Below are 24,691 nucleotides of genomic sequence, written 5' to 3' on the forward strand. Positions count from 1 at the left end.
TCCCCGGGAATGCACGACATCGAGGGCAACATGGACAAGACGCGTCAGACACGTCCAGCGACGACTCCTGCTACTCTTCAAAATCAATTACTTAACCGATGGAGCGCCGTTCACACTCGCTTCACCTTACTCCGATCATTAACGTCGCCCTACCACGACCAGGACTGCTTCCGCGCCGTTGGGGTTTTTACAGAGCCAGGAACCGCCACTCCGTAAAATCCACGCTTCGGCTTCTCTCGAAACAGCATAGGTCCACCATGACACATTCGAGGAACTTCGCCCCCTTAACACCTGGAAAAGCGTTCGTCGCTGGACCCTGCTGGGGCCGATAGGGTGCGTCTTGGCATCGATCAGCTTCAACCATTGGATGCTGCAGGATTACGCCGACGACGTGCGGCTGCGGGTGATGATCAGTTCCATTGTCCTCCCTGTCATCCTGGGCGTGCCGCTGTTTTATTATTTCAGCAGCAAGGTGCGCAGCCTCTCCATCGCCAATGCCCGCCTTGGCCGCGTCGCCCGCACCGATAGCCTCACCGCCTGCCTCAACCGTGGCGCCTTTACCACCAAGGTCAGCGACTGGCTGCGCGATCCCACCCATGCCCCGGCCGGCGCGCTGCTGATGATCGACGCCGACAATTTCAAAGCCATCAACGATCTTTACGGCCACGACCAGGGCGACGAAGCGCTGACCCTGATCGCCCGTGCCATTCGCGCCGTGCTCCGCAATGGCGACCTGGTCGGCCGTATGGGCGGCGAGGAATTCGCCGTCTTTCTCCCCGGGGTCAACAAGAAGCAGACGCTCCAGATCGCCGACCGCATCCGCCGCTCGGTCAACCTCGCCGTCTTCATGCCCGATGGCGAACAGCGCGTTCTTTCCGTCAGCATCGGCGGCGCCGTTTTTGAAAACCGCACCAAATTTTCCGAACTGTTCCGGCTCGCCGACCAGTATCTTTATGGCGCCAAGAATGCGGGCCGCAACACGTCCAACATCGAAGAAGTGATGGACGAAGCCCCCATCGACCTGCGGCGCATCGCGTAAAAAAATCCCCGCCGGAGCGGGGATCTTGCGAGCGTTTGTGAAACTTAGCCGGCGAGTTTTGCCGCGTCTTCGTCGCTCATGTCGAAGTTCGAATAAACGTTCTGCACGTCGTCGTCTTCTTCCAGCGTCGAGATCAGCTTGAGCAGCGTCGCGCCCTTTTCGGCATCGATCGGCGTCTCGTTCTGCGGCTTCCAGATGGCCTTCACCGACTCGGCTTCGCCCAAGACCTTTTCGAGGTTCGCCGCCACTTCGGCCATGGCCTCGAAGCTCGTATAGATATAGTGCCCGTCTTCGTCGCTCTCGACGTCGTCGGCGCCCGCTTCGATCGCCGCTTCCATCACCTTGTCTTCGGTGCCGGCGGTTGCCGGATAGGTGATTTCGCCGACGCGGTCGAACATGAAGCCGACCGAACCGGTTTCACCCAGCGCGCCGCCATTCTTGGAAAAATACGAGCGCACATTCGACGCCGTGCGATTGCGATTGTCGGTCAAAGCCTCGACGATGACGGCCACGCCACCGGGACCATAGCCCTCATAGCGGATCTCGTCATAGTTTTCGCTTTCGCTGCCCGATGCCTTCTTGATGGCACGGTCGATATTGTCCTTGGGCATGGACTGCGAGCGCGCATTGGTCACGGCAAGACGAAGGCGTGCGTTAAACGCCGGATCGGGCTGGCCCATCTTGGCCGCCACGGTGATTTCGCGCGCGAGCTTGGAAAACACCTTGGAGCGCGCCGCATCCGACTTGCCCTTGCGGTGCATGATGTTCTTGGCGTGTGAATGGCCTGCCATGGGGGACCTCTAGCGAGATTTTTGTTTTTCGGCGCCGCTTATAGGGGGCGGCTCGGGGAAAGGGAAGCTAGGCGGGAAAATCCGGCAGCGCCTGCGCCAGGACACCACCGACCCGCACCGGCACGACATGGCGCGCGAGCCCGGTGCGTGGATCGGTCTCGACCGCCACTCCACAAAGCGTGGCTTCGCCCTCGGCCGGCGAAAACCGGCCGTTCGGCAGTCCGGTCAAAAAGCGGTTGAGCGGCTCCTCGTAATCGGTGCCGATAATGGAGTCGAAATCCCCGCACATGCCGGCATCCGCCATCAGCGCCGTGCCGCCGCGCAGGATGCGGTGGTCCGAGGTCGGGATGTGCGTATGCGTGCCGACGACCAGGGTGGCCCTTCCATCGAGGAAATAACCCATTGCCTGGATTTCGGATGTCGCTTCGGTATGAAAATCGACGATCACTGCATCGGCCTGTTCGCCTAGCGGGCAAGCGGCAATCGCAGTCTCGACCGCCCGGAACGGATCGTCGATCGGCGGCAGGAACACGCGGCCCAGCGCATTGACCACCAGCACCCGGTGCCCATTGCGACCCTCAGCCATCATCGCGCCGCGCCCCGGCGTGCCCGGCGCGTAGTTGATCGGCCGCACCAGCGTCGTTTCGCGCTCGATATAGGACAGCGCCTCGCGCTGGTCGAAGGCATGATCGCCCAGCGTCACGATATCGGCGCCGGCGTCGCGAAGCCCCCGGAAATGGCCCTCGGTCAGACCCTTGCCATGGCTGGCATTTTCGCCATTCACCACGACGAAATCAAAACCATAGGTGGCGATCAGGCCCGGCAGGCGTTCGGCGACAGCGTCACGGCCGGCTCGGCCCATGACGTCGCCTAAGAAAAGTAGCTTCATGCGGACTGCTCGAAAAAGCGAACGCCGGTCTCGGTGACAACGGCATCGAGCGGTAGGTCGTGTTCCTGCCGCGGGACATGGGAAAGCTCCTGGGCCGCAAAAGCGAGGCCCACGAGAAGCGGCTTGCGATCCAAGGCGGCAAGGGTCCGGTCATAATAACCGCCGCCATAGCCGAGCCGCGTTCCCCTATGATCAAAGCCCAAAAGCGGCATCAACACGAGGTCGGGCACGGCGCGCGGCGCATGATCGGCCGGCGCCATGGTGCCGAAGCCGGCTTCGTAAAGCGGCGCATCAGCCTCCCAAACCCGCATTTCCAGCGGCCCTTCGCTGCCCACAACGACCGGCAGGACGACGGCCTGTCCGCTATCCATCAGCCGCACCAAGATGGGCGTGCAATCGAGTTCGTCGCGAATGCGCCAATAGCAGGCAACGACATCCTCTGGCGCAAAGCTCACCGTGTCGAAAAAGTGGCCGGCCACGGCGCGCGCGGCATCGGCGCGAAAGTCATCGGAAAGCGCAGCCCGTGCCGCATGGGCCTTGCGGCGCAATTCGGCCTTTTCTTGTTCCGCTGCCGTATCCGCCATCTGCCCTCGAAGGAATTAAGCGCCGCCCTGGCCGTGGGACATGCGATCCCGGGAACCTACTTTCGTAGGTGGGCGCCGTATGTCCAAGCCCACGGGCCTGGTCAGGGACAGCTCCCTTAGGATCGATTAAGGCCCCGGGGATATGTGAGTCCTCACGCGCCGGGCAGCAAAGGAGATATAGGCTGTTCGAAGCCGCCTGCAAAGACCGCTCGATCACTTCGCCTGTGATGTTTTCCCGAATGCGCCTGTCAGCTAGGATGCGCCATGATGTTGCGCTTCCTCACAGCCGTTCTGGCTTTGCCACTGCTGCTCGTCGCGGCCCCGTCCGCCGCCGAGGAAGAGCGGAAATACTGTCATGACCTCGACGACAATCCAATCTGTATCGCCGAAGGCAGCTATCTCGCCGATACCTGTGCCGCCATCGAGCGCTATGCCTCCCATTACAGCCTCCCGCCCGACTATTTTGCCCGCCTGATCTGGCAGGAAAGCCGCTTCGATCCGGCAGCCATCAGCCCCGCCGGCGCACAAGGCATCGCCCAGTTCATGCCGGGCACGGCGGCTCTGCGCGCACTGCGCAACCCCTTCGACCCTGCCGAAGCCCTCGAACGTTCGGCCGAATACCTGCGGGCACTTGAGCTCAAATACGGCAATCTCGGCCTTGCCGCCGCAGCCTATAATGGCGGCGAAGGCAAGGTCAGCCGCTACCTCGCCGGCACGGGCGGACTTGCGGGGGAAACCCGCGCCTATGTCTCGATCGTCACCGGCCGCCCGGTGGACAGCTGGACCAGCGACACAATTGCCGAAGCCGACTACACGCTCTCGAAGGAAAAGCCCTTTGCCGAGGCCTGCATCGACATGGCCAGTGCCGCACCCATGCCCGAATTCGGACCGGAGCCCGGGGCGTGGCAACCCTGGGGCGTGCTGATCGCCCAGAACTTTTCGCAAGACATCGCCCGCAGCGCCTTCGACCGCGCGCAATCGCGGCATCCCAATCTTTTCGCCGACCGCCCGCTGCTCCTGGTCACCGTACGCAACCTCAGCATGGGAACCCGCCTGCGCTATTCCGCCCAGGTCGGCTTTCCCACCCGCAACGAGGCCCAATCCTTCTGCAACAAGCTTCTCGAGGCTGGCGGCAGTTGTATCGTCCAGCGCAATGGCACCTGAATGCCTAAATTAGATCCTGCCAGTTTTGTCGCGCGTGCAGGACGCGGAGGATGACGACGTCGTCGATATCGACAATGTAGAGGATATGGTGGCGCCCACATGGAAAGAGCCGCAGGTGCAATCCATCGACTTCGTGCGCTGGCGCCATCATGGGGTGGGCATCGAGGGTCTCGAACGCCTCAACAAGGCTGAGTTCGTATCGAGCAGCCTGCTTTGCACCGAACTGTCGTGTGCCTTCAGCGACGATCCACTCTAGATCCTCTAGAGCATCCGGCGTCAGGATCCACACGCTTACGATGCCATTTGCTGCTTGATCGCCTCTTCCCTGATCCTTTGCATGTGATCAAGTAACTCCTCGCGGGTCATTTTCAGGCGCCCCCGGGCAAGGGCCGCTTTGGCGACGCGGCCAATATCTTCCAGCTGACCTGCTCGCTCCTGCTCGCGGCGCACCAGGTCACGCATCACATCACTGCTGTTGGCGTAGCGCCCGGTGGCGACTTGCTGTTCGACCCAGTCCTTCATTGCGTCGGGAAGCGAGATATTCATCGTGGCCATAACGATCTCCTTGAACCGATCATGGCACACTTTGCCAATCTTTGCCAATCACGGCAGCGGCGATGTCTGATCCAGAGTCTCAGCCACGCTATCCAGCACCTTCGCCGCGTCGTTGAGCTTCTTGGCGAAAGCCGCCTCGGTGCTTTCCAGCTCCGCCGCAATCTCGTGTCCCGCTTCGGTCAGCTCAGCCACATGCGCTTCGAGCTCCGCGATCCGCCGCTCGGCGGCGGCGAGATCATCCACCACGGCAATGCCCGCCATCACCGTCAACCGGTTGTCGCCGATCTCGCCGACCGCACCCTTCAGCCCTTCGACCTGTTCGTTGAACCGCTTGGCCAGCCCGATTAGATGCCCCTGCTGCCCCTCCTCGCAGGCCATGCGATATTTGCGTCCATTGATCTCGACATTGACCTCGGGCATTTAATTCTCCGCCTTCTGCAACACCGAGCGCACCGTTTCCATGGCTTCCACCAGCCGGCGCGACACTTCATGCGCGCTGTCGTCGAGCCGCTTTGCACGGGCCGCGGTCTTGTCGAGCTCGGTGGCAAGGCGCGACCGTTCGTGGATCAGCCGCTGCGTGTCGACCTCGATGCGCTGATGCCGCGCCTGGCGCGCCGCAAGCTCGCGCAGGCTCGTATCGAGCCGCGCTATCGCCCGGTCGAACCGGGCAGAGGCTGCGCCCAGTGGGTCTTCATGTTCCGTCTCACTCATGGCCACTACTGCCCTCAAGACGCTTCGATATGAAGCGGTGCAAGCCTGCCCCAGCCGCCCCGCCAATGCAACCGCATCCGGCGGGCAGGCCCCGGAAATCGGGCTCCCGCCGAACCGCTTGCGGGCTTGCCGTGATTGACAGGCAATCCGAACCTGTTATGCCGTAACCCGCCTTTGGGAGGAGGCCGCGAGCCGGCAACTCCTCACGTTTTCAGCCTGAGAAAGAGTGGCCGCCAATGACCAACACCGCCCAGCAGAATGACCTGGCCAATGCCATCCGGTCCCTTTCCATGGACGCGGTCGAAAAGGCCAATTCCGGTCACCCCGGCCTGCCCATGGGCTGCGCCGATATCGCGACCGTGCTCTTCACCAAGATCATGAAGTTCGATCCCGCGAACCCCTACTGGGCCGATCGCGACCGCTTCATCCTCTCGGCCGGCCACGGATCGATGCTGCTCTATTCCTCGCTCTACCTCCTCGGCTACGAGGACATGACCATCGATCAGGTCAAGAACTTCCGCCAGATCGGCTCCAAGACCGCCGGTCACCCCGAATTCGGCCACGCCACCGGCATTGAAACGACGACCGGCCCGCTCGGCCAGGGCCTTGCCAATTCGGTGGGTTTTGCCGTCGCCGAAGCCAAGCTCGCCGCCGAATTCGGCGCCGACATCGTCGATCACCACACTTTTGTGCTGGCCGGTGACGGATGCCTCATGGAAGGCATCTCCCAGGAAGCCATCTCCTGGCCGGTCACCTCAAGCTCAACAAGCTGATCGTCATTTGGGACAACAACAACATCACCATCGACGGCAAGGTCTCCAATGCCGACTCGACCGACCAGATCGCCCGCTTCAAGGCGGTTGGCTGGAACACGATCGAAATCGACGGCCATGACCAGGACGCCATCGAAAAAGCGCTCAACGACGCCAAGGCCTCGACCGATAAGCCGACCCTGATCGCCGCCAAGACCACGATCGGCTTCGGCGCGCCCAAGAAGGCCGGCACCGAAAAGGTCCACGGTGCCCCGCTCGGCAGCGAAGAGCTGGCCGGTGCCAAGGCCGCCCTCGGCATTACCTACCCCGCTTTCGAAATCCCCTCAGCCATTCTCGACACCTGGCGCGCGGCAGGCACCCGCTCGCAGAACCTGCGCGGCGAATGGGAAGCCCGCCTTGCCGCCAACGGCAAGAAGGACGAGTTCACCCGCCGCATATCCGGCAAGCTCCCGGCCGATTTCGCCCAGGCCATGGCCGACTACAAGCGCAAGCTCGCCGAAGACAAGCCCAAGGTCGCCAGCCGCAAGGCCTCGCAGATGGCATTGGAAGTCATCAACAAGGCCGTGCCCGAAACCCTTGCCGGTTCCGCCGACCTCACCCATTCCAACCTCACCAACACGCCCGAGACCCTGCCCTTCCAGGCCGATAATCGCCTCGGCCGCTACATGATGTACGGCATTCGCGAGCACGAAATGGGCGCGGCCATGAACGGCGTCGCGCTCCATGGCGGCCTCATCCCCTATGGCGGCACCTTCATGGTCTTCACCGACTATGCCCGCCCCGCCATTCGCCTATCGGCCCTGATGGAACAGCGCGTCATCTATGTCATGACCCACGATTCCATTGGCCTTGGCGAAGACGGCCCGACCCACCAGCCGGTCGAACACCTCACCGCCCTCCGCGCCATTCCCAATCTCCTCGTCTTCCGTCCGGCCGACGCCATGGAAACCGCCGAGTGCTGGGAGCTGGCGATGCAAGCCCAGCACCCCGCCATCCTCGCCCTCTCGCGCCAGAACCTGCCCGCCGTTCGCACCGAATATTCGGACGAAAACAAGTCCGCCAAGGGCGCCTACACCCTCCTCGGCCCCGCCGACGCTGACGCCGTGATCTTCGCCACCGGCTCGGAAGTCGCCATCGCCGTCGAGGCCCAGAAGCAACTCAGCGAACAGGGCGTCTCCGCCCGCGTCGTTTCCGTGCCCTCCATGGAGCTTTTCGCCAAGCAGTCCGACAGCTACCGGGCCGAAGTGCTCGGCTCCGCCAAGGCCCGCGTTGCGGTGGAAGCCGGCATCGAAATGAGCTGGAACAAGCTCTTGGGCGATCGCGGCCGCTTTGTGGGCATGCATTCCTTCGGCGCTTCCGGCCCGATCGATGCGCTTTACGAACACTTTGGTATTACGCCCAAGGCCGTTGTTGAAGCTGTCACCGCGCAGTTGTAAGAGACCGCTGCCTCCCCTTCCCCCTCCCCTCCTAGGAGCGAATAACCATGGCAGTTCGCGTCGCCATCAACGGCTTTGGCCGCATCGGTCGCAACATCCTGCGCGCCATCGTCGAGTCCGGCCGCACCGACATCGAAGTCGTGGCCATCAACGATCTCGGCCCGGTCGAAACCAATGCCCACCTGCTGCGCTATGACAGCGTGCATGGCCGCTTCCCGTTCGAGGTCGTGGTCGAAGGCGACGTGATCAAGACCCACGGCCAGACCATCAAAGTCACCGCCGTCAAGAACCCGGCCGAACTGCCGCATCGCGATATGGGCGTCGATATCGTGCTCGAATGCACCGGCATCTTCACTTCCAAGGAAAAGGCCTCGGCCCACCTCCAGGCCGGCGCCAAGAAGGTCATCGTCTCCGCCCCCGCCGATGGCGCCGACAAGACCATCGTCTACGGCATCAACCATGCCACGCTCGGTAAGGATGACATCGTCATCTCCAACGGCTCCTGCACCACCAATTGCCTTGCCCCCATGGCCATGGTCATGAACGAGCTCGTCGGCATCGAAAAGGGAATGATGACCACCATCCATTCCTATACCGGTGACCAGCCGACGCTCGACACCATGCACAAGGATCTCTACCGCGCCCGCGCCGCGGCCCTCAGCCAGATCCCGACCTCGACCGGCGCCGCCAAGGCCATCGGCCTCGTCCTGCCCGAGCTCAAGGGCAAGCTCGACGGCATCTCGATCCGCGTGCCGACCCCCAACGTGTCGCTGGTCGACCTCAAATTCGTCGCCAAGCGCAGCGTCACCCCACAGGAAGTCAACGACGCCCTGATCGCCGCCGCCGATGGCAAGCTCAAGGGCGTGATGACCTATACCCATCACCCCTGGTCTCGAGCGACCTCAACCACGACCCCCACTCCTGCACGATCCTCCTCGACCAGACCAAGGTCCTCGACGGCAATTTCGTGAACATCATGGGCTGGTACGACAACGAGTGGGGTTTCTCTAACCGCATGCTCGACACCACCGTCGCCTTCGCCGCCACGCTGTAAATCAAGGGGCGCCGCAAGGCGCCCTTTCTGTTTGCGCCTCACAGCACACCCCTGAGACCTCATGGTGAAGCGCGTAGCGCAAGCGCAGCCTCGAACCACGAGGTCGGGCACCCCGCACTTCCGCTACCCACCGGCCTCATTCCTCTGAGACCTCATGGTGAGGTGCGAAGCGCAAGCGCAGCCTCGAACCACGAGGTCGGGCACCCCGCACTTCCCCACACTCGATGTCGCCCCGGGCTAGACCCGGGGCCCATCCTGAGATCTCAACCTGGGCCCCGGCCTACGCCGGGGTGACAGCCGGCGTCTGTTGATGCATCGTGCGTCCCTCATCAAAGACACCCCCATGCTCAACCGCTCCATCCGCTGGCAAGGCCTCGACCTCAAGACCCTAGAACACGCCCACATCGTCGATGGCCGTAACACCCACATTCGCGGCACCATCATCGGCCCCGATTTTGGCCTCTTCTATCGTCTCAAACTCGATGAAAACGCCCACACCCGCTCGGTCCGCATCGAGCGCGCCGATGGCCAGGTGCTCGAACTCTTTTCCGACGGCGCCGGCACCTGGTCCGACGACCGCGCCGAACCCATCCCGGCGCTACGCGGCTGCATCGACGTCGACATCTGGCCCACCCCGATGACCAATTCCCTGCCCATCTGGCGCACCGAATGGACCGACCAACCCACCCGCTTCGCCATGGCCTGGATCGACGCCACGACCCTGAAGTTCAAGCGCTCCGAACAGATCTACACCAAACTCGACGCCACCCACTTCCGCTTCCAATCCGCAGATTTCGAGGCTGTGTTGACGGTGGATGCGGATGGGCTGGTGACGGACTATCCGGGGCTGTTTGTCGTTGAGGTATAGGGAGGTAAGCGGCGGCCAGATTGGCCAGATTGGAGTGAAGGCGCATACTCGCAGCTAAATTGCCGGTTGGAACAGCAGCATTGCGCGACCGGTAGACTGAGGACCGCAAATTATTTGCAGCTTTTGGACTAAGGTACATGTCGCCCTAGATCCATATCCAAATACGGGTTTCAATCCTGCACTTGACCATTCCAAACCTGGCACTTCTGCTGCACATTTCGCCGCTAAAAATTCCACGACTTACCCATTTGCTTTGTCGGATGCCTCGGCTGAAACGACTGGAGCGGGTGGGTAGGGACTCTGTTGCGCAACAAACGGCTGCATCAGCAAGGGTCGACGTCCATGTAGGACATCAATAAGTCCTTTGCGTATCAGCCGCTGCTCGAAATCGTCGTCATTCCATCCTTGAGGGATATAGTTCCCTTCAAATATATCGATCTGCTCAACATGGAAATCCAGAGCCTTCGCGATCTCAGAGATAAGTTTTGTTAGCAGCAGATCTCGACGCTGCTGAAATTGCGATTGTATTTGCTCAGAAGCCTGAGAGGGGTAGGGCTCGCTAAGATTCTTTAAGTACTCCCGCCAAGCTTTAAGAACTGCTTGTTCTGCAACAAACTCAATTTCGACAAGATTAAGCGCCCCCACGTGCTCGATATGTATCGGCAGCCGTCTCGTGCGCATAAGCGTGCGGAAAATAGCCATCTGCCGATCGCGCACTTCCTTACGATTATCGGACAGCCGAGTAACAAAGATGGCAATAAGGGGCCCAAGAATCGCAGCAACTGCCGTTACGACAGCAAACCAGTCAAACCCTTCGTTCATGGCAGGTCGCGAAGTTTTTTGAAGATGGCATTCACTGGGCCAAGGGGGTGTTAAGCGCGACCGTTTGACCGTTAGCGAAAGTTGCCGCGACATTCGCTTTGATGTTCTGGCTGTGGGGCGCAGTTAACGTTTGCCCAGTTACAAGGGTTGTTCCCGCAGGGACGGTCAAGATAATATCGACCATGATAGTATTGTCTGGCTCACTCTTGTAAAAGCCATCATAGACGCCACCAACCACGTCCGCTCCGGCTATGGTACCTTCGCGCAGAACTAAAACAGCGTGACCGAACCCAATTTGTCCGGTGTAATACACCGCATAAAATCCATCCATCCACTTAGCTCCAAGTATTGGGCTTACACACCTTGGATAAACATAAAAGATTCGGCCTGAGCGGTCTCAAGGATACAGTTTTTGTCGACAGGTTTCGTACGAAACCATCAGGTTGTCATTTCCAGCTTAGCGGCGGCGTAGATGGACCTTGCCGCGGCCGTGGGTAGAGCAGCGCCTAGCGGCTTTGGGTATTCGGCATTCCAGTTGGATCGAAGACGGCGCAGCTGCGGTAATGTAGCTTTTGGACTAGCGGCCTAATGGGCGAGACGTGTTATCAAATGTTTACGGCCTGTAGCGACGTGGTTCCGATCGCTTAGCACAGCTTCAGGCTAAGATTTCCCGGTCCCCGCGATTTGTTTGCAGTACGCTACTAAGAAACTCCGCGCGACCGTATCCGCTTGGCAGAACTGATCAACACTAGGTCCGCCGGACAACCATTCTTTGAACGCCGCTGGCTTGTCCTTGCCAGGGTGACTGAGATTACTTGAACGAAAGCGATATAATTTCACGGCTTGATCTTTTACGGCATCATCTAGCGCTAACTTGGACGAAACCACTGCAATTGACGGAAGCATATTGATCAGTCCAATATTGCGAAGTTCCGTTGACGCTTCCCGAATGGCGTCTGGCTTGTTGGCTCGTTTTGAAAGCGTGTCAGCAAAATCCGCAGCGAATTTCCGCTCCTCCAGTCGGATAGCGTCTGCGCGCTCCCGGCGTATCGAGGCCATCACACCAGTGACTATCGATTCAATACAGAGCACGTAGTGCTGGAGTATCGAACGTTGTAGCGGCTTCGCACCAGCCGTGCTTTGTAGCTGCCAAGCGGTTAGCAAATGAATATATGCGTTCTCGGCAACGGAATCCGTCTCAATAATATTGAAAAGTGCTCTAGCGCCGGTCAGATCATTTTCTGTCAGAGGTTCCGGTTCGTAGAACATCGCAATATTGGCTGTCTGCGACCAAGCAGTAACTTCTTGTTGCTCGCCGACGCGCCGGAGTATACGCAACTCTGTGCATGATATCGCCTACCAGGAACTGACAGGCTTAGAGCTAGTAGCAATCTATCGGCGATGCGCTGTGCAATGTTAGACGCTTCGTCAATGTTCTCAGCCTCCACGTCGATCTGGAGTCGATGGCGGCTTTGAACCTCGTCCCGTGGCGGATACGCAATAACTTGAGAGTCGAGCGAAGCCGCCATCTGTAAGACAGGAGGTCTTCTTTTCTTCGCGTCCTGAAAATCTTCCTCAGATAATGGTGCAAGAAAAATACGGTCCGTAAATCGAAACTCAGAAACAGGGAGTTTGGGGCCGGTCACAATCCACCACGTCTGCCATTGCTGGGGAGATTTTAGTGTTTGAGGTGACAACAATGTTCTCCCTGCCTGCGAACCACGCAGTGAGCAATTCTGTTAATAGCTGACCAACGGCGCCGCTAGCAATATTTTGGGCTCATCTGCGAGTTATTGTGTCCGCTTTTGCTGACTATCGATGAGGTAGTTTGACCGCAAAGGAGTTGAAGCCGACCCTTCTTATCCCCCTTATCCCCACCCCCAAAACCTCCGCTAATCTCCCCCATCTCCGCCAGACACGCGGTGCCGACGAAGCATCGGGCGGGGGACGGGTCTTTCGGGGTCGCCTGAGGGAGTGCGTGGATGCCGACGCCGGCCAGGGGAGCGTTATGGCGCAAGGAGATGGGAACTCGCGCACCCGCCTAGCGACCAAAACGATCGCCGTCACCCACTATGTGGGCCGCCCGAGGCGTGCGCAAAAAATCCCGATCGTGCGAAGCGGCTTTCGCCTCTTCACTACCAACTTTCCGGGGCGAAAGCCGCTTCTCACCGTGCCCAACCGCCCCGCCGATTCGGCCGGGCGGCGCCTCCGCACGCCCTCTTTTTAATGGGTCCCCGCTTCCACCCGCTTTGCCACTCTGCTACCCCACGGGAACGCCCAACACCGCCGGAGGACAAACCCGTGAGCCAGAGCTTCAAGACCCTCGACGAACTGGACCTTTCCGGCAAGCGCGTCCTCCTGCGGGCCGATCTCAACGTGCCCGTCGCCGATGGCAAGGTTACTGATGCCACCCGCATCGAGCGCCTCGTCCCCACCATCCGCGAAATCGTCAAGCACGACGCCAAGGTCATTCTTCTGAGCCATTTCGGCCGCCCCAAGGGCAAGGTCGATCCCGAATTCTCGCTCGAACAGGTCTGCTCCGCCATTGCCGACGCCACCGGCCACCCGGTCGGCTTCGTTGCCACCGACTGGGTCGATGTTTCGGCCGCCAAAGAGGCCATCGACGAAGCCCCGGCCGGCTCCGTCCTCGTGCTCGAAAACACCCGCTTCCATCCCGGCGAAGAAGAGAACGATCCCGACCTCGCCAAGCTCATGGCCAGCCTCGGCGACGTTTATATCAACGACGCCTTCTCCGCCGCGCACCGCGCCCATGCTTCGACCGAAGGCCTTGCCCATCTCCTGCCCTCCGCCGCCGGCCTTGCCATGCAGGCCGAGCTCGAGGCGCTGGAAACCGGTCTCGGCAAGCCGAAAAAGCCCGTCGTCGCCATTGTTGGCGGCGCCAAAGTCTCGTCCAAGATCGACCTCCTCGAAAACCTCGTCACCAAGGTCGATGGCCTCGTCATCGGCGGCGGCATGGCAAATACCTTCCTCTTCGCCATGGGCTATGGGGTCGGCAAGTCGCTCTGCGAAAAGGATCTTGCGGACACCGCCCGCCGCATTCTCGACAAGGCCGATAAATCCGGTTGCGCCATTATCCTGCCGGTCGACGCCGTCGTGTCCTGGCACTTCAAGGCCAATTCCCCAACTCGCCTTTACGGCGTCGATAGCATCGACCCCGATGGCATGATCCTCGATATCGGCCCGCAATCGATCGAGCGCATCAATGGCGCCATCGACGATGCTCACACCGTTGTCTGGAACGGCCCGGTCGGCGCTTTTGAAATGACGCCCTTCGATGCCGGCACCGTCGCCATCGCCAAGCACGTCGCCAAGCGCACCCATGATGGCCATCTCGTCTCGGTCGCCGGTGGCGGCGACACCGTCGGTGCCCTCGCCCATGCCGGCGTCAAGGACCAGCTCACCTACGTCTCCACCGCCGGCGGCGCCTTCCTCGAATGGATGGAAGGCAAGCCCCTTCCCGGCGTCCAGGCACTCAAGAAGTAAACTTTCGTATTATAATCGGAGGTATAATCGAAAGCACGGTGACGAAAGTCTAAGGTCGGGTCCTAACCCCCGAGGACCTCGATGACCAAGTCGCTCAATGCCATCGCCCAAAAACTGATGACCCCCGGCATGGGCATCCTTGCTGCCGACGAGTCCGAAGGCACGATCGGCAAGCGCTTCGACAAAATCAGCCTGCCCAACACGCTGGATCTCCGCCGTGACTATCGCGAGATGCTGTTTGGCGCCACTGACGCCATGCGCCAGTATATTTCCGGCGTCATCCTCACCGAGGAAACGCTGAAACAATCCGCCGCCGACGGCACCCCTTCCGCGCGATCCTCGCCGATGCCGACGTCATCCCGGGCATCAAGGTCGACCGCGGCGCTTTCCCGATGCCGGGCGAAGCCGGCGAAAAGATCACCGAAGGCCTCGATGGCCTCCGCCAGCGCCTCGCCGCCTATGCCGATCTCGGCGCCGGCTTTGCCAAGTGGCGGGCCGTGATCACCATCAACGACATCGCCCCCACCCGCAATAATATCCGCGCCAACGCCCATTCCCTGGCCCGCTACGCCATGCTCTGCCAGGAAGCCGGCATCGTCCCCATCGTCGAGCCTGAAGTCGTCGGCGATGGCGAGCCGGGCAACCACTCGCTCGAACGCTGCGCCCAAGTCACCGGTGATGTGCTCGAAAACGTGTTCAAGGAACTTCGCCTCGCCGGTGTCGACCTGGCCGGCATGCTGCTGAAACCCAACATGGTGCTCCCCGGCGTCAACTCCCGCGACCGCCCCACCGTCGAGGAAGTCGCCCAGCGCACCGTTGCCGTGCTCAAGGAACACGTTCCCGCCGCCGTCCCCGGCATTGCCTTCCTTTCCGGCGGCCAGACCGACGAGGAAGCCACCGCGCACCTTTCGGCGATGAACCGCATTCCTGGCAAACCCTGGCCGCTGACCTTCTCCTATGGCCGCGCCCTCCAGAACGTTGCCTTGCGCACCTGGGCCGGCCGCCGCGAGAATTTCCCTCAGGCCCGCCAGGCCTTCGCCCATCGCGCCCACATGAATTCCCTCGCCGCCACCGGCGAATGGACCAACGCGGTCGACCGCGCCGCTTAAAGCCTTTCCGACGCTCCCAACGTCGCAACGACGCGCGCCTCCACCGGGGCGCGCGTCTCTTCTTGCAGCCATGGCCCCGGCGCCCTATTGAGGTCCGTCCCTTTGTCGCCAAAATCCGCTCATAGGGAGCAACGCGTCGACGCATAGGACGGCCATGGCCCCCAGCTTTATCTGATTACTCCGGCTGACCCCGATCTCGAGCGCTTCCCGCGCCAACTGATGGCCGTGCTGACCGGCCCCGAAGTCGCCGCCCTCCTGGTCCGCCGCGGCGACATGGACGACACTGCTTACGCTGACTTCGTCGAACGTCTCGTGCAGATCGGCCAGGCCGCCGGTGCCGCGGTTATCGTTGAAGACGACGTCGCCCTCGCCCGCCGCGCCGGCGCAGACGGCGTCCACGTCACCAATGGCGGCGCCAAGGCCCTCCGCGTCGCCATCGAAGCCCTAAAGCCCGACGGCATCGTCGGCGCGGGTGCCATCACCTCCCGCCACGACGCCATGAGCTTTGGCGAACTCGACGTCGACTACGTCATGTTTGGTCCCCTCGGCGGCAAGCGCGATCCGCAGGCATTCGAACTCGCCCAGTGGTGGGCCGAAACCTTCGAAGTCCCCGCCGTCCTCTCCGATCCCGACGCCGACGTCGCCGAAACCACAAAGCTCGCCACGGAATTCCTCGCCGTGTCCGATTGCGTCTGGTCCACCTCGGACCCAGTTTCCACGATGGCTGCCTTTGACCGCGCAGCTAAGGAAGCGGCATGATCCGCCCCCTGCGCCTCCTCGCAGTTTTGGCCGCCCTCGCCCCCTTGCCAACCCTGGCGCAGGACACGCCTGCCGAACAGATCAGCGCAGAAGTGCTCGGACCGCGCGCGCCCGTAGATTATGCCTTCGGCGCCTTCCAGCGCGGCTATTACCTCACCGCCTTCGAACTGGCACTGCCCCGCGCTGAACAGAACGATGCGGCAGCGCAAACGCTGATCGCCGAAATCTACGCCAAGGGGCTGGGCGTTCCTGAAAACCACGAGCGCGCCGCCGGCTGGTACCAACTGGCCTCGCGCAACGGCGACCGCCTCGCGACCTTTGAACTCGGCATGCTCTACCAGGCCGGCCTCGGCGTCCCCAAAAGCCGCGAACGCTCCGCCGAGCTCTTCAAGGCCGCATCCGACGCCGGCTACGTTCCCGCCAAATACAACATGGCGCTGCTCCACGTCGAAGGCATCTATGCCGAGCCCAGCCTCGTCACGGCCGCCACCCTGATGCGGGAAGCCGCAGACGCCGAGCTTCCCGAAGCGCAATACGACTACGGCTCGATGCTGCTTGAAGGCGCCGGCGTTGCCCCCAACAATGCGGAAGGCGCCCGCTATATCGAACTTGCCGCCCGCCAGGGCCTAACCGACGCGCAGGTCGATTTCGCGACCCTGCTCTATCTCGGCCAGGGCGTTGAGCGGAACGTCGAGGACGCCGCCCTCTGGTACGGCCGCGCCGCCGAAAGCGGCAGCGCCGTGGCGCAAAACCGCTATGCCAAGCTCCTCGCCGTCGGCGAAGGCATCGAGGCGAACCTTGAAGATGCTGCCATGTGGCGCGCCCTTGCCCGCCGACAGGGTCTCGTCGATCCGGACCTCGATCGCCTCCTGGTCTCCATCCCCCGAGACGCTGGCGCGTGCCGAAGAGCGTGCGCGCTTCTGGCCATCGACGCCCCTCAACATCGAAACCGTTGCCACGGTGCCAAGCGTCGCGCCGGTCGAGGGACCAGTTCTGCCCGCCCCGGTCGATCCCGAAAATGCGCCAAGCCAGGTGGTCGACCCCGCCGAGGGGACCGCTGCCGAAACGGCGCCTGCCGCACCCGCAGAGCTTCCGCCAGAGGAACCCGCAGTCCAAGACCCTTGAACCGCAACCGCATCTGGGGCAATAAGCCCGCCACACATCAATCCAGCGGCGGAGCCAGGCTCCATGCAAGCGGGCAGCGGAACACGCCGCGCTCGTTGGGCCGCATGAGCTAGCGAGCACTCATCATGGCACGGTCAGCCCTTCTTAACGTCATGGTCAATGCCGCCATCAAGGCCGGCCGCTCCCTGTCCAAGGACTTCAACGAAGTCGAAAATCTTCAGGTCTCGCGAAAGGGTCCGGCCGATTTCGTGTCCAAGGCCGACCTTCGCGCCGAGCAGATCGTTTTCGACGAGCTGCGCAAGGCCCGCCCCACCTTCGCCTTCCTCATGGAAGAAGGCGGCGAGGTCTCCGGCACCGATGGCCAGCATACCTGGATCATCGACCCACTCGATGGCACCACCAATTTCCTCCACGGCATTCCGCTCTTTGCCGTCGCGATTGCCCTGCAGCGCGGCGAAGACATTGTGGCTTCGGTCGTCTTCAACCCGATCATGGACGAACTCTTTACCGCCGAAAAAGGCGGTGGCGCCTGGCTGGCCGACCGCAAGCGCCTGCGCGTTGCCGACCGCCGCCACCTCTCCGACGCCGTGATCTGCACCGGCATCAAGACTCAAGGCACCGCCAACGATACGCTGCAGCTGCGCCAGCTTGCCGAGATCAACCCCGCCGTCGCCGGCATTCGCCGCTCGGGCTCGATCTGCCTCGACATGGCCTGGCTCGCCGCCGGCCGTTTCGACGGCGTCTGGGAAGCTGGCCTCAAGCCCTGGGACGTGGCGCCCGGCCAGCTTCTCGTCAAGGAAGCCGGCGGCGTCGTCACCGACTTCGCCGGCGCGCAGGGCTCGGTGTGGAACGGCCAGATTGTTGCCGGCAACGAAACCCTTCAAAGCCAGTTGCTCAAGGCTCTGCGGCCCATCCAATAAACACGACCTCCGGCTCCATCCCCTCCCTCCCCTTGATGGGGAGGGTAGCGAAGCTTAGCCGAGAGGCCTAGCGAAGCTGGGCGGGGTGGGGCCCGACGTCTCAACAGCCGTGACATCTGCCTACGTTAACCTTTTCCATTGTCACGCCAATCGCCCGCCTCTACTCTTCGCCCCATGATTTGCCGCACCAAGGGCGACACGCAAAGACGATGACGCAAGGCTACGATCCCTACCATCTCGCGACCCCGTCCGTTTACCTGGTCAAGATCATCATCTTCCTGGTGCTGGTGGGGCTCGTCGCCGCCATCTTGTTCACCAATATCGTCACCTTCTTCTGGGCCAACCCGTTCATCAACTCGATGATCTTCTTTGCCCTGGCCATCGGCATCTTCCTCAGCTTCCGCCAGCTCTACCGGTTGTTTCCCGAAGTCAAATGGGTGAACTCGCTACAGGACGGCAACGTCTCCAACGTTCGCCCCCCGTCCTACTTGCCCCTGTCGCCGGCCTCCTGCGCGAACGCATCGGCGAAGCGGTTATCACGCCTTCGTCCATGCGCTCTATCCTCGATTCCGTGGGCAATCGCCTCGATGAAGCAAAGGACACGTCGCGTTACCTCACCGGCCTTCTGGTGTTCTTGGGCCTCATGGGCACGTTTTACGGCCTTCTCGAAACCGTCAGCAGCGTTGCCGGCGTCATCAACGCGCTCGATGTGTCTGCCGGTGACACGGCTTCGCAGTTTTCCAGCCTGCGTGAAGGCCTTGCCGCGCCGTTGGCCGGCATGGGCACCGCCTTTTCGTCCTCGCTCTTCGGTCTTGCCGGCTCGCTGATTCTGGGCTTCCTCGATCTCCAGACCAGCCAGGCGCAGAACGCCTTTTATACTGATCTCGAAGACTGGATGACCTCGATGACCGAGCTCGATCATCCGGTCAGCGCCATGCAGGCCAATGCCGGCGGGCCAGACATGACGGCTGCCATCGAAAAGCTCGGCGCCAATATGCAAAACCAAAACTCGAGCCAGAACGCCATTCGCGCCATGGCCGAGCTGGCCCGTGGCATCGACGGCCTGGTCAAGCATATCCGCACCGAGCAGGACGACCTGCGCGCCCATATCAACGAGCAGGGCGAAACCAATCGCAAGCTGCGCGACCTGATCCAGGCCATGCTTAACGAAGCCGATAACGAGCGGCGGAACTGACCTATGCCGGGCGCCCGCTCCCGCCGCAGGCAAGAGGCCAATTACTGGCCCGGCTTCGTCGACGCCCTGTCGAGCCTTTTGCTCGTCATCATCTTCATGCTGTCGCTGTTCATGCTTACCCAGTTTTTCCTGGGTCAGGAGCTGCAAGGCCGCGATACTGCCCTTTCCCGCCTCAACTCACAGATCGCCGAGCTGACCGACCTGCTGCAGCTCGAACGCGCAAATTCCGATGACCTCACCTCCCAGTTGGCCTCGCTGACGGCGACGCTTGCGGGCGCTGAAGCTGAGAACGATGATCTTGCCGGCCAGCTTGCCGGCATCGGGGCGGGTCTCGGCGATCGGGATGCCACGATCTCGGGGCTCGAGTCGCAACTCCTCGCCGCCGAAAGCCTCTCCGACGAAGCCAATGCCCAGGTCGCGTTGCTCAATCAGCAGCTCGCTGCCCTTCGCACGCAGATCAGCGCCCTTGAATCCGCCCTCGAAGCCTCGGAATCTCGGGACAGCGAGTCGCGCACGCAGATCGCCGACCTCGGCCGCCGCCTCAACCTCGCCTTGGCGCAGCGTGTGCAGGACCTGTCGCGTTACCGCTCCGACTTCTTCGGCCGCTTGCGGCAGATCCTCGAAAACCGCGCCGACGTCCGCGTCGTCGGCGATCGCTTCGTGTTCCAGTCCGAAGTTCTGTTCAACCCCGGTCAGGCTGAAATCACCCAGGAGGGCCTGCCGGGGCTCGATGCGCTTGCCGATGCAATCCTCCAGTTGGAGAAAGAAATCCCGGACGACATCAACTGGGTGCTGCGCATCGATGGCCATACCGATGTCCGCCCGATCAGCAATGCCCGCTTCCCCTCGAACTGGGAATTGTCAGCCGCACGCGCCATCTCCGTGGCCCAATATCTCGTCAGCCGCGGCGTTGCACCGGCCCGTCTCGTTGCGGCAGGGTTTGGCGAATTCGCACCACTCGATCCGGCCAACACGGAAGAAGCCTACCGCCGCAATCGCCGCATCGAGTTCAAGCTAACCGAGGGTTGACCCGGCTCACTTAACCTTAACGTGATCGCTCCTGCTTACTGTGGCCGAAACGTTACGTCACAGAAAAGCCCGGATTTCGGCCACACCCGCGCCCCAATAAGGCAAGATTAACCATCCTGGCAAACCGGGCCTTAAGATTAAGCGCGGTAAATGCTGCGCTTAAGATTGTTGCCTTTATGGAGCCGCACGTGGTCCTCCCCGCCCCCTCAATACCGTTTTGCGCGCTGTCGCGATGATGTTCTTTGTCGTGTTTGTTGCTGCTTGTTCGCGCAGCGCATCCACCGATCAGGTCGGCATGACCGGCGTCGGCAATACCGGCGCCGGCACTCCCGGCAGCCAGCAGGAATTTATCGTCTCGGTCGGTGACCGCGTCTTCTTCACCACCGATTCGAGCTCGCTCACCACCGAAGCCATGGCCACTCTCGACAAGCAGGCTCAGTGGTTGAACCAGTACGGTAACTACCGCATCATGATCGAAGGCCATGCCGACGAACGCGGTACCCGCGAATACAACATTGCCCTTGGCGCCCGCCGTGCTTCGGTCGTCGTCAACTACCTGACCTCGCGCGGCGTCAATGCTCAGCGTATCACCAGCCAGTCCTTCGGCAAGGAACGTCCGGTTGCCATCTGCAACGACATTTCCTGCTGGAGCCAGAACCGCCGCGCTGTGACCGTCGTCCAGTAAGCGTCCCTCAGCTTCGCTGGAACCAAGCGCCCGGAGCCACAAAATGGCCCGGGCGCTTTCTTTTTGACTTGATTGCTCTTTATCGCCGAACGCCGAACACCCATCTGCTGATGATCAGCAACTCCGGAGGCCGGCTTGATCGCAAATCCTCTCGCAAGAAAGGGCCGCGCCGCCTTGTGCGCGCTGGCCATGGCCTTTGGCGTCGGTGCCCAGGCAACACTCGCCCAGACCTCCCTGCCCCCAGGCGAACTTGGTGGCCTGACCTTCACCAACAGTGACCGCATTCTTGTTGCCCAGGCCGACAGCGCCCAGTTGATGGTGCGCGTGCAGCAGCTCGAAGAGCAGATCCGCTCCCTAAACGGGCAAATGGAAGGCCTGACCTTCCAGATGACCCAGATGCAGGAAATTCTCAATCGCCTGCAGGAGAGCAGCGCGGCTGCGCCTGCTGCCGTGCCGGCGACCCCAGCCACCGCCTACGATGCCGCTCCAGCGACGGAAATTCCGACGCAGGGCGTCCAACCTCTTCCCGGCGAAGCCGAGTTCGATCCAACCTTCGATGATGGCTCTGCTGAGTCTGGCGACCCGCTGGTCGGCACCAATGCCGCAGGCGGCGTTGATCTTGCCACCGGCCAACCGCTTGATCTCGCCTATGACCCCACCGCCAATGCCAGCGGCAATGCTGACGCCGATGCGCAGTTTCGCGCCGGCTATGAAGCTTTGGTCGCGGGCGACTACGCTTTTGCCGACGACCAGTTCGGCCAATTCATGGAACTTTACCCAGATAGCGCGCAGCTCGTCGACGCCGCCAACTGGCGCGGCGAGGCGCTGATCGCCCAGTCCTCCTATGCCGAAGCCGCCGATGTTCTCGTCGAAGCCTATCAAAAAGCGCCGGACCATCCGCGTGCACCCGATATCCTGATGAAGCTTGGCATCTCGCTGGCCGGCGTGGGTGAGCGGGAAACCGCATGCCGCACTTTCTCCGAAGTCGGCACCCGCTACCCCGATATCATCCCCGCCTTCCAAGCCCGCCTCGCCGAGGAAAAGGCCAAGGCCGAATGCCCGCCAGCCTAACGCCCGACCTAGGGGACCGTGATGTGCTGGCGCGCCTCTTCGCGCCAGCCGCAAACCAGCCGGCCATCGGCCTTGCTGTCTCTGGCGGCGCCGATAGCCTAGCGCTGATGCTCCTTGCCCATGGCTGGGCATCCAGCCTCGACCGTCCACCCAAGCTTTTCGTTTATAGCCTCGACCATGGCTTCCGCCCCGAAGCGCGCGACGAAGTTGCCATGGTCCTCGACATTGCAGCGTCACTCGGCATCCCCGCCCGTGGCTTGGCATGGGTCGGCGAAAAGCCGCAGACCGGCTTCCAGGAGGCTGCCCGCCAGGCGCGCTATCGCCTGATCGGCGACGCCATGGCTGCAGACGGCGCCACCCTGCTGCTGACCGCACATCATCGCGCCGACCAAGCCGAAACCGTGCTGATGCGTCTCGCTCATGGCAGCGGAATCGAGGGCCTCAAGGCGATGACGGCGCGCTCGACGGTAGAAGGCGTGCCCATGTTCCGCCCGCTGCTCGACGTCGAGCCCTCAGCCCTTGCGGCGATCGTCGACGCTGCGGGTCTCACCCCCGCCCGTGACCCCAGCAACGACGATCCCGCCTATGAACGTGTCCGTTGGCGTCAGCTGTTGCCGTCTCTTGCCGCAGAAGGTCTCGATAGCGCCGCCCTGGCCCGTTTCGCCACCCGCATGGCCGAAGCCGATGCCGCGCTGGCCCAGGTCACCGATCTCGCCTTCGCGCAGATGGTGACGCTAGACGGTTTCGGCGCTGCCTCCCTCCCCCGCGACACCTTTGCCGCGCTCAGCCCCGCCATCGGCCGACGCGTGTTCGGCCGCGTGCTCAACATCGTTGGCGGCCGACAAAAGCCCCGCGCTCTCGGTCAGGTGGAGCGCCTCTACGACCAGATCCTCGGCAACGATCTCCTTCGCGCCGCCACGCTGCTCGGCGCCGTAACCCGGCTCAAGGATGACCACATCGTCGTTTCACGCGAGCCCGGGCGCGCCCTCCCCTCCGACGCCGCCCTGCCCCCGGGCAGCCAGCTTGTCTGGGACCAGCGTTTCCTCATCACCAACACGTCGAACGAAATCGGCCTCACGGCTGCCGCCGCCGACCACCTGCCGCGTCACCGGCTTGAGGACGTGCTGGGCTTCAAGGTCACGTCGCCAGCCGAAGCCATCCGCACAGCGCCGCTGGTCCGTGACGCCGAAGGCGGCATGCTGGCGCTGGGCGGCTGGTCATTCGATGAACGGGTTAAAGTCGAGCTTCTGATCGACTAGATCTGGTGCACTTCGCCGGACGCAACGATCGGGCCGGTGGGAACACCGGCAGGCGCGCCGCCCTTGGGCTCGAGCGTGATCGCCAGCACCGAACCTTCGCCCCAGCCTGAAAGCACGTTTTCGCTCAACGGAACCGAGGAGCGCTGGTTGACCGGAATGACACCCATCGAAATGGGGTTGCCGCCACCCTGGATCGCCCAAAGCTCGAGATCCCGATCATCCACCGGTTCGCCCGAAAGCGCCGTCAACCGCACCGTGCCGGCGCCATCGTAAAGCGCCACGAACTGCACGTCGCTGCCCTCGGCCTGCAAGGCCGCAACCAGCTGCGTCGTCAGCGTCGAAACATCCTGGCGCGGCTCCAACACATTGATGCCAACCGCCAGAATTGCAACCGCCAGCGCACCCGCAGCCAGCCCGCGCCAAAGCATCAAATTGTCGAACCACGAGGCCTTGCGCTCAGCGCCGAACAACCGGCTCTCGATCCGCTCGATCACCCGCGACGGTGGCGCAGCTTCATCATAATCCGCATCAAACGACGAAAACCGCGCCGTCCAGAAATCGCGCTCCGCCATCAGCCGCGGATCGGCTTCGATCAGACGCTCGGCGCGCCGGTGCGCTTCCGGCCCGAGCAGGCCCAGGACGTATTCGGCCACCATTGTGTGGCGCTCCTCGTCCCGGTCTATACCACGCTCGTCGCTCATGCCGTCAGACACTCTCTCAGTTTGATTAGGCTGCGCCGCAGCCAGGTTCGCATCGTATTCAAGGGCACAGCATAGCGCTCTGCCAATTCCTCATAACTATAGCCGTCAAGGTAAGCACCCTTTACGGCCTCTGCCCGCTCCGGCTCCAGCTGAGCCATGCAGGCCTCGATTCGCTGCCCATCCTCGCTGGCACCCACCAGCGTTTCCGGACTTGGCCCCTCGTCGGCGATTTCCATCGCCTCGTCGAGCTCCTGGCTGGCCGGCCGTCTTGCCCGCACGATATCGAGCGCATGATTGCGCGCCACCGCCACGAGCCAACTGATCGGACTGTAGTTGCCGGCAACGAACCGATCCGCGCGTTGCCAGATTTTGACATAGACTTCCTGAATCGCCTCTTCGGCTTCCGCTCTGTCCCTCAAAATACGGAGCACTACGCCGAAAAGTTTCGCGCTGGTGCGGTCATAGAGTGTGCGGAAAGCATTGCGATCGCGCAGCGAACAACGCGAGATAAGGTCAGCGATATCCGCGCTGGCGGATGACGTTGGCATGTGGGATTGCCCTCCCGGATATCGAGCATAACGCATCGGGCGCAAAAAGGGATCATCCCGCCTTGAAAATGTCGGCAAAGACGATTTCAACCACGCCCGA

The 24,691-nt window shown here is 62.0% G+C and carries 25 protein-coding genes, 1 other RNA gene and 3 pseudogenes; 15 read left to right on the forward strand and 14 right to left on the reverse strand.

All coding sequences use genetic code 11. The features are described 5' to 3' along the window. The first annotated feature begins 340 nt into the window (after positions 1–340). On the forward strand, positions 341–1,039 hold the full coding sequence (locus G5575_RS12820) for a GGDEF domain-containing protein (RefSeq protein WP_164534625.1): 699 nt from the start codon (positions 341–343) through the stop codon (positions 1,037–1,039). A gap of 44 nt (positions 1,040–1,083) precedes the next feature. Here the strand turns inward: G5575_RS12820 and G5575_RS12825 are convergent, their stop codons facing one another. From G5575_RS12825 to ssrS, 4 genes are all read right to left on the reverse strand, one after another. Beyond that, the gene (locus tag G5575_RS12825) at positions 1,084–1,830 is read right to left on the reverse strand and encodes a YebC/PmpR family DNA-binding transcriptional regulator (protein ID WP_164534626.1); all 747 of its coding nucleotides are present in this window, start codon (positions 1,828–1,830) and stop codon (positions 1,084–1,086) included. A 67-nt stretch (positions 1,831–1,897) separates the two neighbouring features. Then, positions 1,898–2,719, reverse strand: a complete 822-nt coding sequence (locus G5575_RS12830) for a TIGR00282 family metallophosphoesterase (protein ID WP_164534627.1) — start codon at positions 2,717–2,719, stop codon at positions 1,898–1,900. Further along, complete coding sequence (locus G5575_RS12835) at positions 2,716–3,303, reverse strand: 5-formyltetrahydrofolate cyclo-ligase (RefSeq protein ID WP_164534628.1); 588 nt, start codon at positions 3,301–3,303, stop codon at positions 2,716–2,718. Before G5575_RS12835 ends, G5575_RS12830 begins: the two co-directional genes overlap by 4 nt. A gap of 15 nt (positions 3,304–3,318) precedes the next feature. Continuing rightward, positions 3,319–3,476, reverse strand: a non-coding RNA gene (gene ssrS, locus G5575_RS12840) — 6S RNA. Between the two features lie 91 nt (positions 3,477–3,567). Between ssrS and G5575_RS12845 the strand changes: the two genes are divergently transcribed. After that, positions 3,568–4,467, forward strand: a complete 900-nt coding sequence (locus G5575_RS12845) for a lytic transglycosylase domain-containing protein (protein WP_164534629.1) — start codon at positions 3,568–3,570, stop codon at positions 4,465–4,467. Positions 4,468–4,471: 4 nt separating this feature from the next. Here the strand turns inward: G5575_RS12845 and G5575_RS22270 are convergent, their stop codons facing one another. The 4 genes from G5575_RS22270 to G5575_RS12865 are packed head-to-tail and all read right to left on the reverse strand — an operon-like array spanning position 4,472 to position 5,733. Then, the gene (locus G5575_RS22270; RefSeq protein WP_164534630.1) at positions 4,472–4,756 is read right to left on the reverse strand and encodes a type II toxin-antitoxin system RelE/ParE family toxin; all 285 of its coding nucleotides are present in this window, start codon (positions 4,754–4,756) and stop codon (positions 4,472–4,474) included. A 2-nt stretch (positions 4,757–4,758) separates the two neighbouring features. Next, positions 4,759–5,022 (reverse strand): type II toxin-antitoxin system ParD family antitoxin, encoded by a 264-nt coding sequence (locus G5575_RS12855; RefSeq protein WP_164534631.1) that lies wholly within the window; start codon positions 5,020–5,022, stop codon positions 4,759–4,761. A gap of 48 nt (positions 5,023–5,070) precedes the next feature. After that, positions 5,071–5,442 (reverse strand): cell division protein ZapA, encoded by a 372-nt coding sequence (locus G5575_RS12860; RefSeq protein ID WP_164534632.1) that lies wholly within the window; start codon positions 5,440–5,442, stop codon positions 5,071–5,073. After that, positions 5,443–5,733 carry a DUF4164 family protein gene (locus tag G5575_RS12865; protein WP_164534633.1) on the reverse strand — a complete coding sequence of 97 codons (291 nt, stop codon included), beginning with the start codon at positions 5,731–5,733 and terminating at the stop codon, positions 5,443–5,445. It abuts the gene before it with no gap. Between the two features lie 236 nt (positions 5,734–5,969). On the opposite strand from G5575_RS12865, the pseudogene tkt reads away from it, so the two are divergent. The 3 genes and pseudogenes from tkt (at position 5,970) to G5575_RS12880 (ending at position 9,864) form a co-directional block, all read left to right on the forward strand. Beyond that, positions 5,970–7,942, forward strand: a pseudogene (gene tkt / locus G5575_RS12870) (transketolase). 47 nt (positions 7,943–7,989) lie between these two features. Next, positions 7,990–8,996, forward strand: a pseudogene (gene gap / locus G5575_RS12875) (type I glyceraldehyde-3-phosphate dehydrogenase). A 343-nt stretch (positions 8,997–9,339) separates the two neighbouring features. Next, on the forward strand, positions 9,340–9,864 hold the full coding sequence (locus G5575_RS12880; RefSeq protein WP_164534634.1) for a putative glycolipid-binding domain-containing protein: 525 nt from the start codon (positions 9,340–9,342) through the stop codon (positions 9,862–9,864). Positions 9,865–10,104: 240 nt separating this feature from the next. Here the strand turns inward: G5575_RS12880 and G5575_RS12885 are convergent, their stop codons facing one another. The 3 genes from G5575_RS12885 to G5575_RS12895 form a co-directional block, all read right to left on the reverse strand. Further along, on the reverse strand, positions 10,105–10,686 hold the full coding sequence (locus G5575_RS12885) for a DUF6680 family protein (protein ID WP_164534635.1): 582 nt from the start codon (positions 10,684–10,686) through the stop codon (positions 10,105–10,107). A gap of 31 nt (positions 10,687–10,717) precedes the next feature. Beyond that, on the reverse strand, positions 10,718–11,017 hold the full coding sequence (locus G5575_RS12890) for a hypothetical protein (RefSeq protein WP_164534636.1): 300 nt from the start codon (positions 11,015–11,017) through the stop codon (positions 10,718–10,720). A gap of 329 nt (positions 11,018–11,346) precedes the next feature. Further along, complete coding sequence (locus G5575_RS12895; RefSeq protein ID WP_164534637.1) at positions 11,347–12,024, reverse strand: hypothetical protein; 678 nt, start codon at positions 12,022–12,024, stop codon at positions 11,347–11,349. A 963-nt stretch (positions 12,025–12,987) separates the two neighbouring features. On the opposite strand from G5575_RS12895, the gene G5575_RS12900 reads away from it, so the two are divergent. The 5 genes and pseudogenes from G5575_RS12900 (at position 12,988) to G5575_RS12920 (ending at position 18,103) form a co-directional block, all read left to right on the forward strand. Then, on the forward strand, positions 12,988–14,190 hold the full coding sequence (locus G5575_RS12900; RefSeq protein ID WP_328766011.1) for a phosphoglycerate kinase: 1,203 nt from the start codon (positions 12,988–12,990) through the stop codon (positions 14,188–14,190). Between the two features lie 81 nt (positions 14,191–14,271). Continuing rightward, positions 14,272–15,299 (forward strand): annotated as a pseudogene (locus G5575_RS12905) (class I fructose-bisphosphate aldolase). A gap of 174 nt (positions 15,300–15,473) precedes the next feature. Next, the gene (locus G5575_RS12910) at positions 15,474–16,058 is read left to right on the forward strand and encodes a thiamine phosphate synthase (RefSeq protein ID WP_328766108.1); all 585 of its coding nucleotides are present in this window, start codon (positions 15,474–15,476) and stop codon (positions 16,056–16,058) included. Beyond that, positions 16,055–17,296, forward strand: a complete 1,242-nt coding sequence (locus tag G5575_RS12915) for a tetratricopeptide repeat protein (RefSeq protein WP_164534639.1) — start codon at positions 16,055–16,057, stop codon at positions 17,294–17,296. The genes G5575_RS12910 and G5575_RS12915 overlap by 4 nt, the downstream gene beginning before the upstream one ends. A 12-nt stretch (positions 17,297–17,308) precedes the next feature. Further along, positions 17,309–18,103, forward strand: coding sequence for an inositol monophosphatase family protein (locus tag G5575_RS12920; protein WP_164534640.1), 795 nt, complete (start codon positions 17,309–17,311; stop codon positions 18,101–18,103). A gap of 253 nt (positions 18,104–18,356) precedes the next feature. Here G5575_RS12920 and G5575_RS21800 read toward each other — a convergent pair whose 3' ends face one another. Further along, a complete protein-coding gene (locus tag G5575_RS21800; protein ID WP_328766013.1) occupies positions 18,357–18,485 on the reverse strand; it encodes a hypothetical protein in 129 nt (42 codons plus the stop codon). A gap of 51 nt (positions 18,486–18,536) precedes the next feature. Between G5575_RS21800 and G5575_RS12925 the strand changes: the two genes are divergently transcribed. The 5 genes from G5575_RS12925 to tilS all read left to right on the forward strand — a co-directional run bounded on the left by G5575_RS12925 (position 18,537) and on the right by tilS (position 23,342). Continuing rightward, positions 18,537–19,298 carry a flagellar motor protein MotA gene (locus G5575_RS12925; protein ID WP_328766015.1) on the forward strand — a complete coding sequence of 254 codons (762 nt, stop codon included), beginning with the start codon at positions 18,537–18,539 and terminating at the stop codon, positions 19,296–19,298. Between the two features lie 3 nt (positions 19,299–19,301). After that, a complete protein-coding gene (locus tag G5575_RS12930) occupies positions 19,302–20,327 on the forward strand; it encodes a peptidoglycan -binding protein (RefSeq protein WP_164534641.1) in 1,026 nt (341 codons plus the stop codon). A gap of 232 nt (positions 20,328–20,559) precedes the next feature. Beyond that, the gene (gene pal, locus G5575_RS12935; RefSeq protein WP_164534642.1) at positions 20,560–21,012 is read left to right on the forward strand and encodes a peptidoglycan-associated lipoprotein Pal; all 453 of its coding nucleotides are present in this window, start codon (positions 20,560–20,562) and stop codon (positions 21,010–21,012) included. 135 nt (positions 21,013–21,147) lie between these two features. Continuing rightward, complete coding sequence (gene ybgF, locus G5575_RS12940) at positions 21,148–22,083, forward strand: tol-pal system protein YbgF (RefSeq protein ID WP_164534643.1); 936 nt, start codon at positions 21,148–21,150, stop codon at positions 22,081–22,083. Beyond that, complete coding sequence (gene tilS / locus G5575_RS12945) at positions 22,068–23,342, forward strand: tRNA lysidine(34) synthetase TilS (RefSeq protein ID WP_164534644.1); 1,275 nt, start codon at positions 22,068–22,070, stop codon at positions 23,340–23,342. Before ybgF ends, tilS begins: the two co-directional genes overlap by 16 nt. On the opposite strand, the gene G5575_RS12950 is transcribed toward tilS, so the two are convergent. Further along, positions 23,339–24,043, reverse strand: a complete 705-nt coding sequence (locus G5575_RS12950; RefSeq protein WP_164534645.1) for an anti-sigma factor — start codon at positions 24,041–24,043, stop codon at positions 23,339–23,341. The genes tilS and G5575_RS12950 overlap by 4 nt on opposite strands. Further along, a complete protein-coding gene (locus G5575_RS12955) occupies positions 24,040–24,591 on the reverse strand; it encodes a sigma-70 family RNA polymerase sigma factor (protein WP_164534646.1) in 552 nt (183 codons plus the stop codon). The genes G5575_RS12950 and G5575_RS12955 overlap by 4 nt, the downstream gene beginning before the upstream one ends. Between the last annotated feature and the right edge of the window lie 100 nt (positions 24,592–24,691).

It is taken from the genome of Devosia aurantiaca (assembly GCF_011058215.1).
In the GTDB taxonomy this organism is placed as follows: Bacteria; Pseudomonadota; Alphaproteobacteria; order Rhizobiales; family Devosiaceae; genus Devosia; species Devosia aurantiaca.

Coding starts and splice junctions, on each gene's coding strand:
- G5575_RS12825 (WP_164534626.1), bottom strand. CDS start 1,830: ATGGCAGGCCATTCACACGCCAAGAACATCATGCACCGCAAGGGCAAG.
- G5575_RS12830 (WP_164534627.1), bottom strand. CDS start 2,719: ATGAAGCTACTTTTCTTAGGCGACGTCATGGGCCGAGCCGGCCGTGAC.
- G5575_RS12835 (WP_164534628.1), bottom strand. CDS start 3,303: ATGGCGGATACGGCAGCGGAACAAGAAAAGGCCGAATTGCGCCGCAAG.
- G5575_RS12845 (WP_164534629.1), top strand. CDS start 3,568: ATGATGTTGCGCTTCCTCACAGCCGTTCTGGCTTTGCCACTGCTGCTC.
- G5575_RS12855 (WP_164534631.1), bottom strand. CDS start 5,022: ATGGCCACGATGAATATCTCGCTTCCCGACGCAATGAAGGACTGGGTC.
- G5575_RS12860 (WP_164534632.1), bottom strand. CDS start 5,442: ATGCCCGAGGTCAATGTCGAGATCAATGGACGCAAATATCGCATGGCC.
- G5575_RS12865 (WP_164534633.1), bottom strand. CDS start 5,733: ATGAGTGAGACGGAACATGAAGACCCACTGGGCGCAGCCTCTGCCCGG.
- G5575_RS12880 (WP_164534634.1), top strand. CDS start 9,340: ATGCTCAACCGCTCCATCCGCTGGCAAGGCCTCGACCTCAAGACCCTA.
- G5575_RS12885 (WP_164534635.1), bottom strand. CDS start 10,686: ATGAACGAAGGGTTTGACTGGTTTGCTGTCGTAACGGCAGTTGCTGCG.
- G5575_RS12890 (WP_164534636.1), bottom strand. CDS start 11,017: ATGGATGGATTTTATGCGGTGTATTACACCGGACAAATTGGGTTCGGT.
- G5575_RS12915 (WP_164534639.1), top strand. CDS start 16,055: ATGATCCGCCCCCTGCGCCTCCTCGCAGTTTTGGCCGCCCTCGCCCCC.
- G5575_RS12920 (WP_164534640.1), top strand. CDS start 17,309: ATGGCACGGTCAGCCCTTCTTAACGTCATGGTCAATGCCGCCATCAAG.
- G5575_RS21800 (WP_328766013.1), bottom strand. CDS start 18,485: ATGGCCAGGGCAAAGAAGATCATCGAGTTGATGAACGGGTTGGCCCAG.
- G5575_RS12925 (WP_328766015.1), top strand. CDS start 18,537: ATGGGTGAACTCGCTACAGGACGGCAACGTCTCCAACGTTCGCCCCCC.
- G5575_RS12930 (WP_164534641.1), top strand. CDS start 19,302: ATGCCGGGCGCCCGCTCCCGCCGCAGGCAAGAGGCCAATTACTGGCCC.
- pal (WP_164534642.1), top strand. CDS start 20,560: ATGATGTTCTTTGTCGTGTTTGTTGCTGCTTGTTCGCGCAGCGCATCC.
- tilS (WP_164534644.1), top strand. CDS start 22,068: ATGCCCGCCAGCCTAACGCCCGACCTAGGGGACCGTGATGTGCTGGCG.
- G5575_RS12950 (WP_164534645.1), bottom strand. CDS start 24,043: ATGAGCGACGAGCGTGGTATAGACCGGGACGAGGAGCGCCACACAATG.
- G5575_RS12955 (WP_164534646.1), bottom strand. CDS start 24,591: ATGCCAACGTCATCCGCCAGCGCGGATATCGCTGACCTTATCTCGCGT.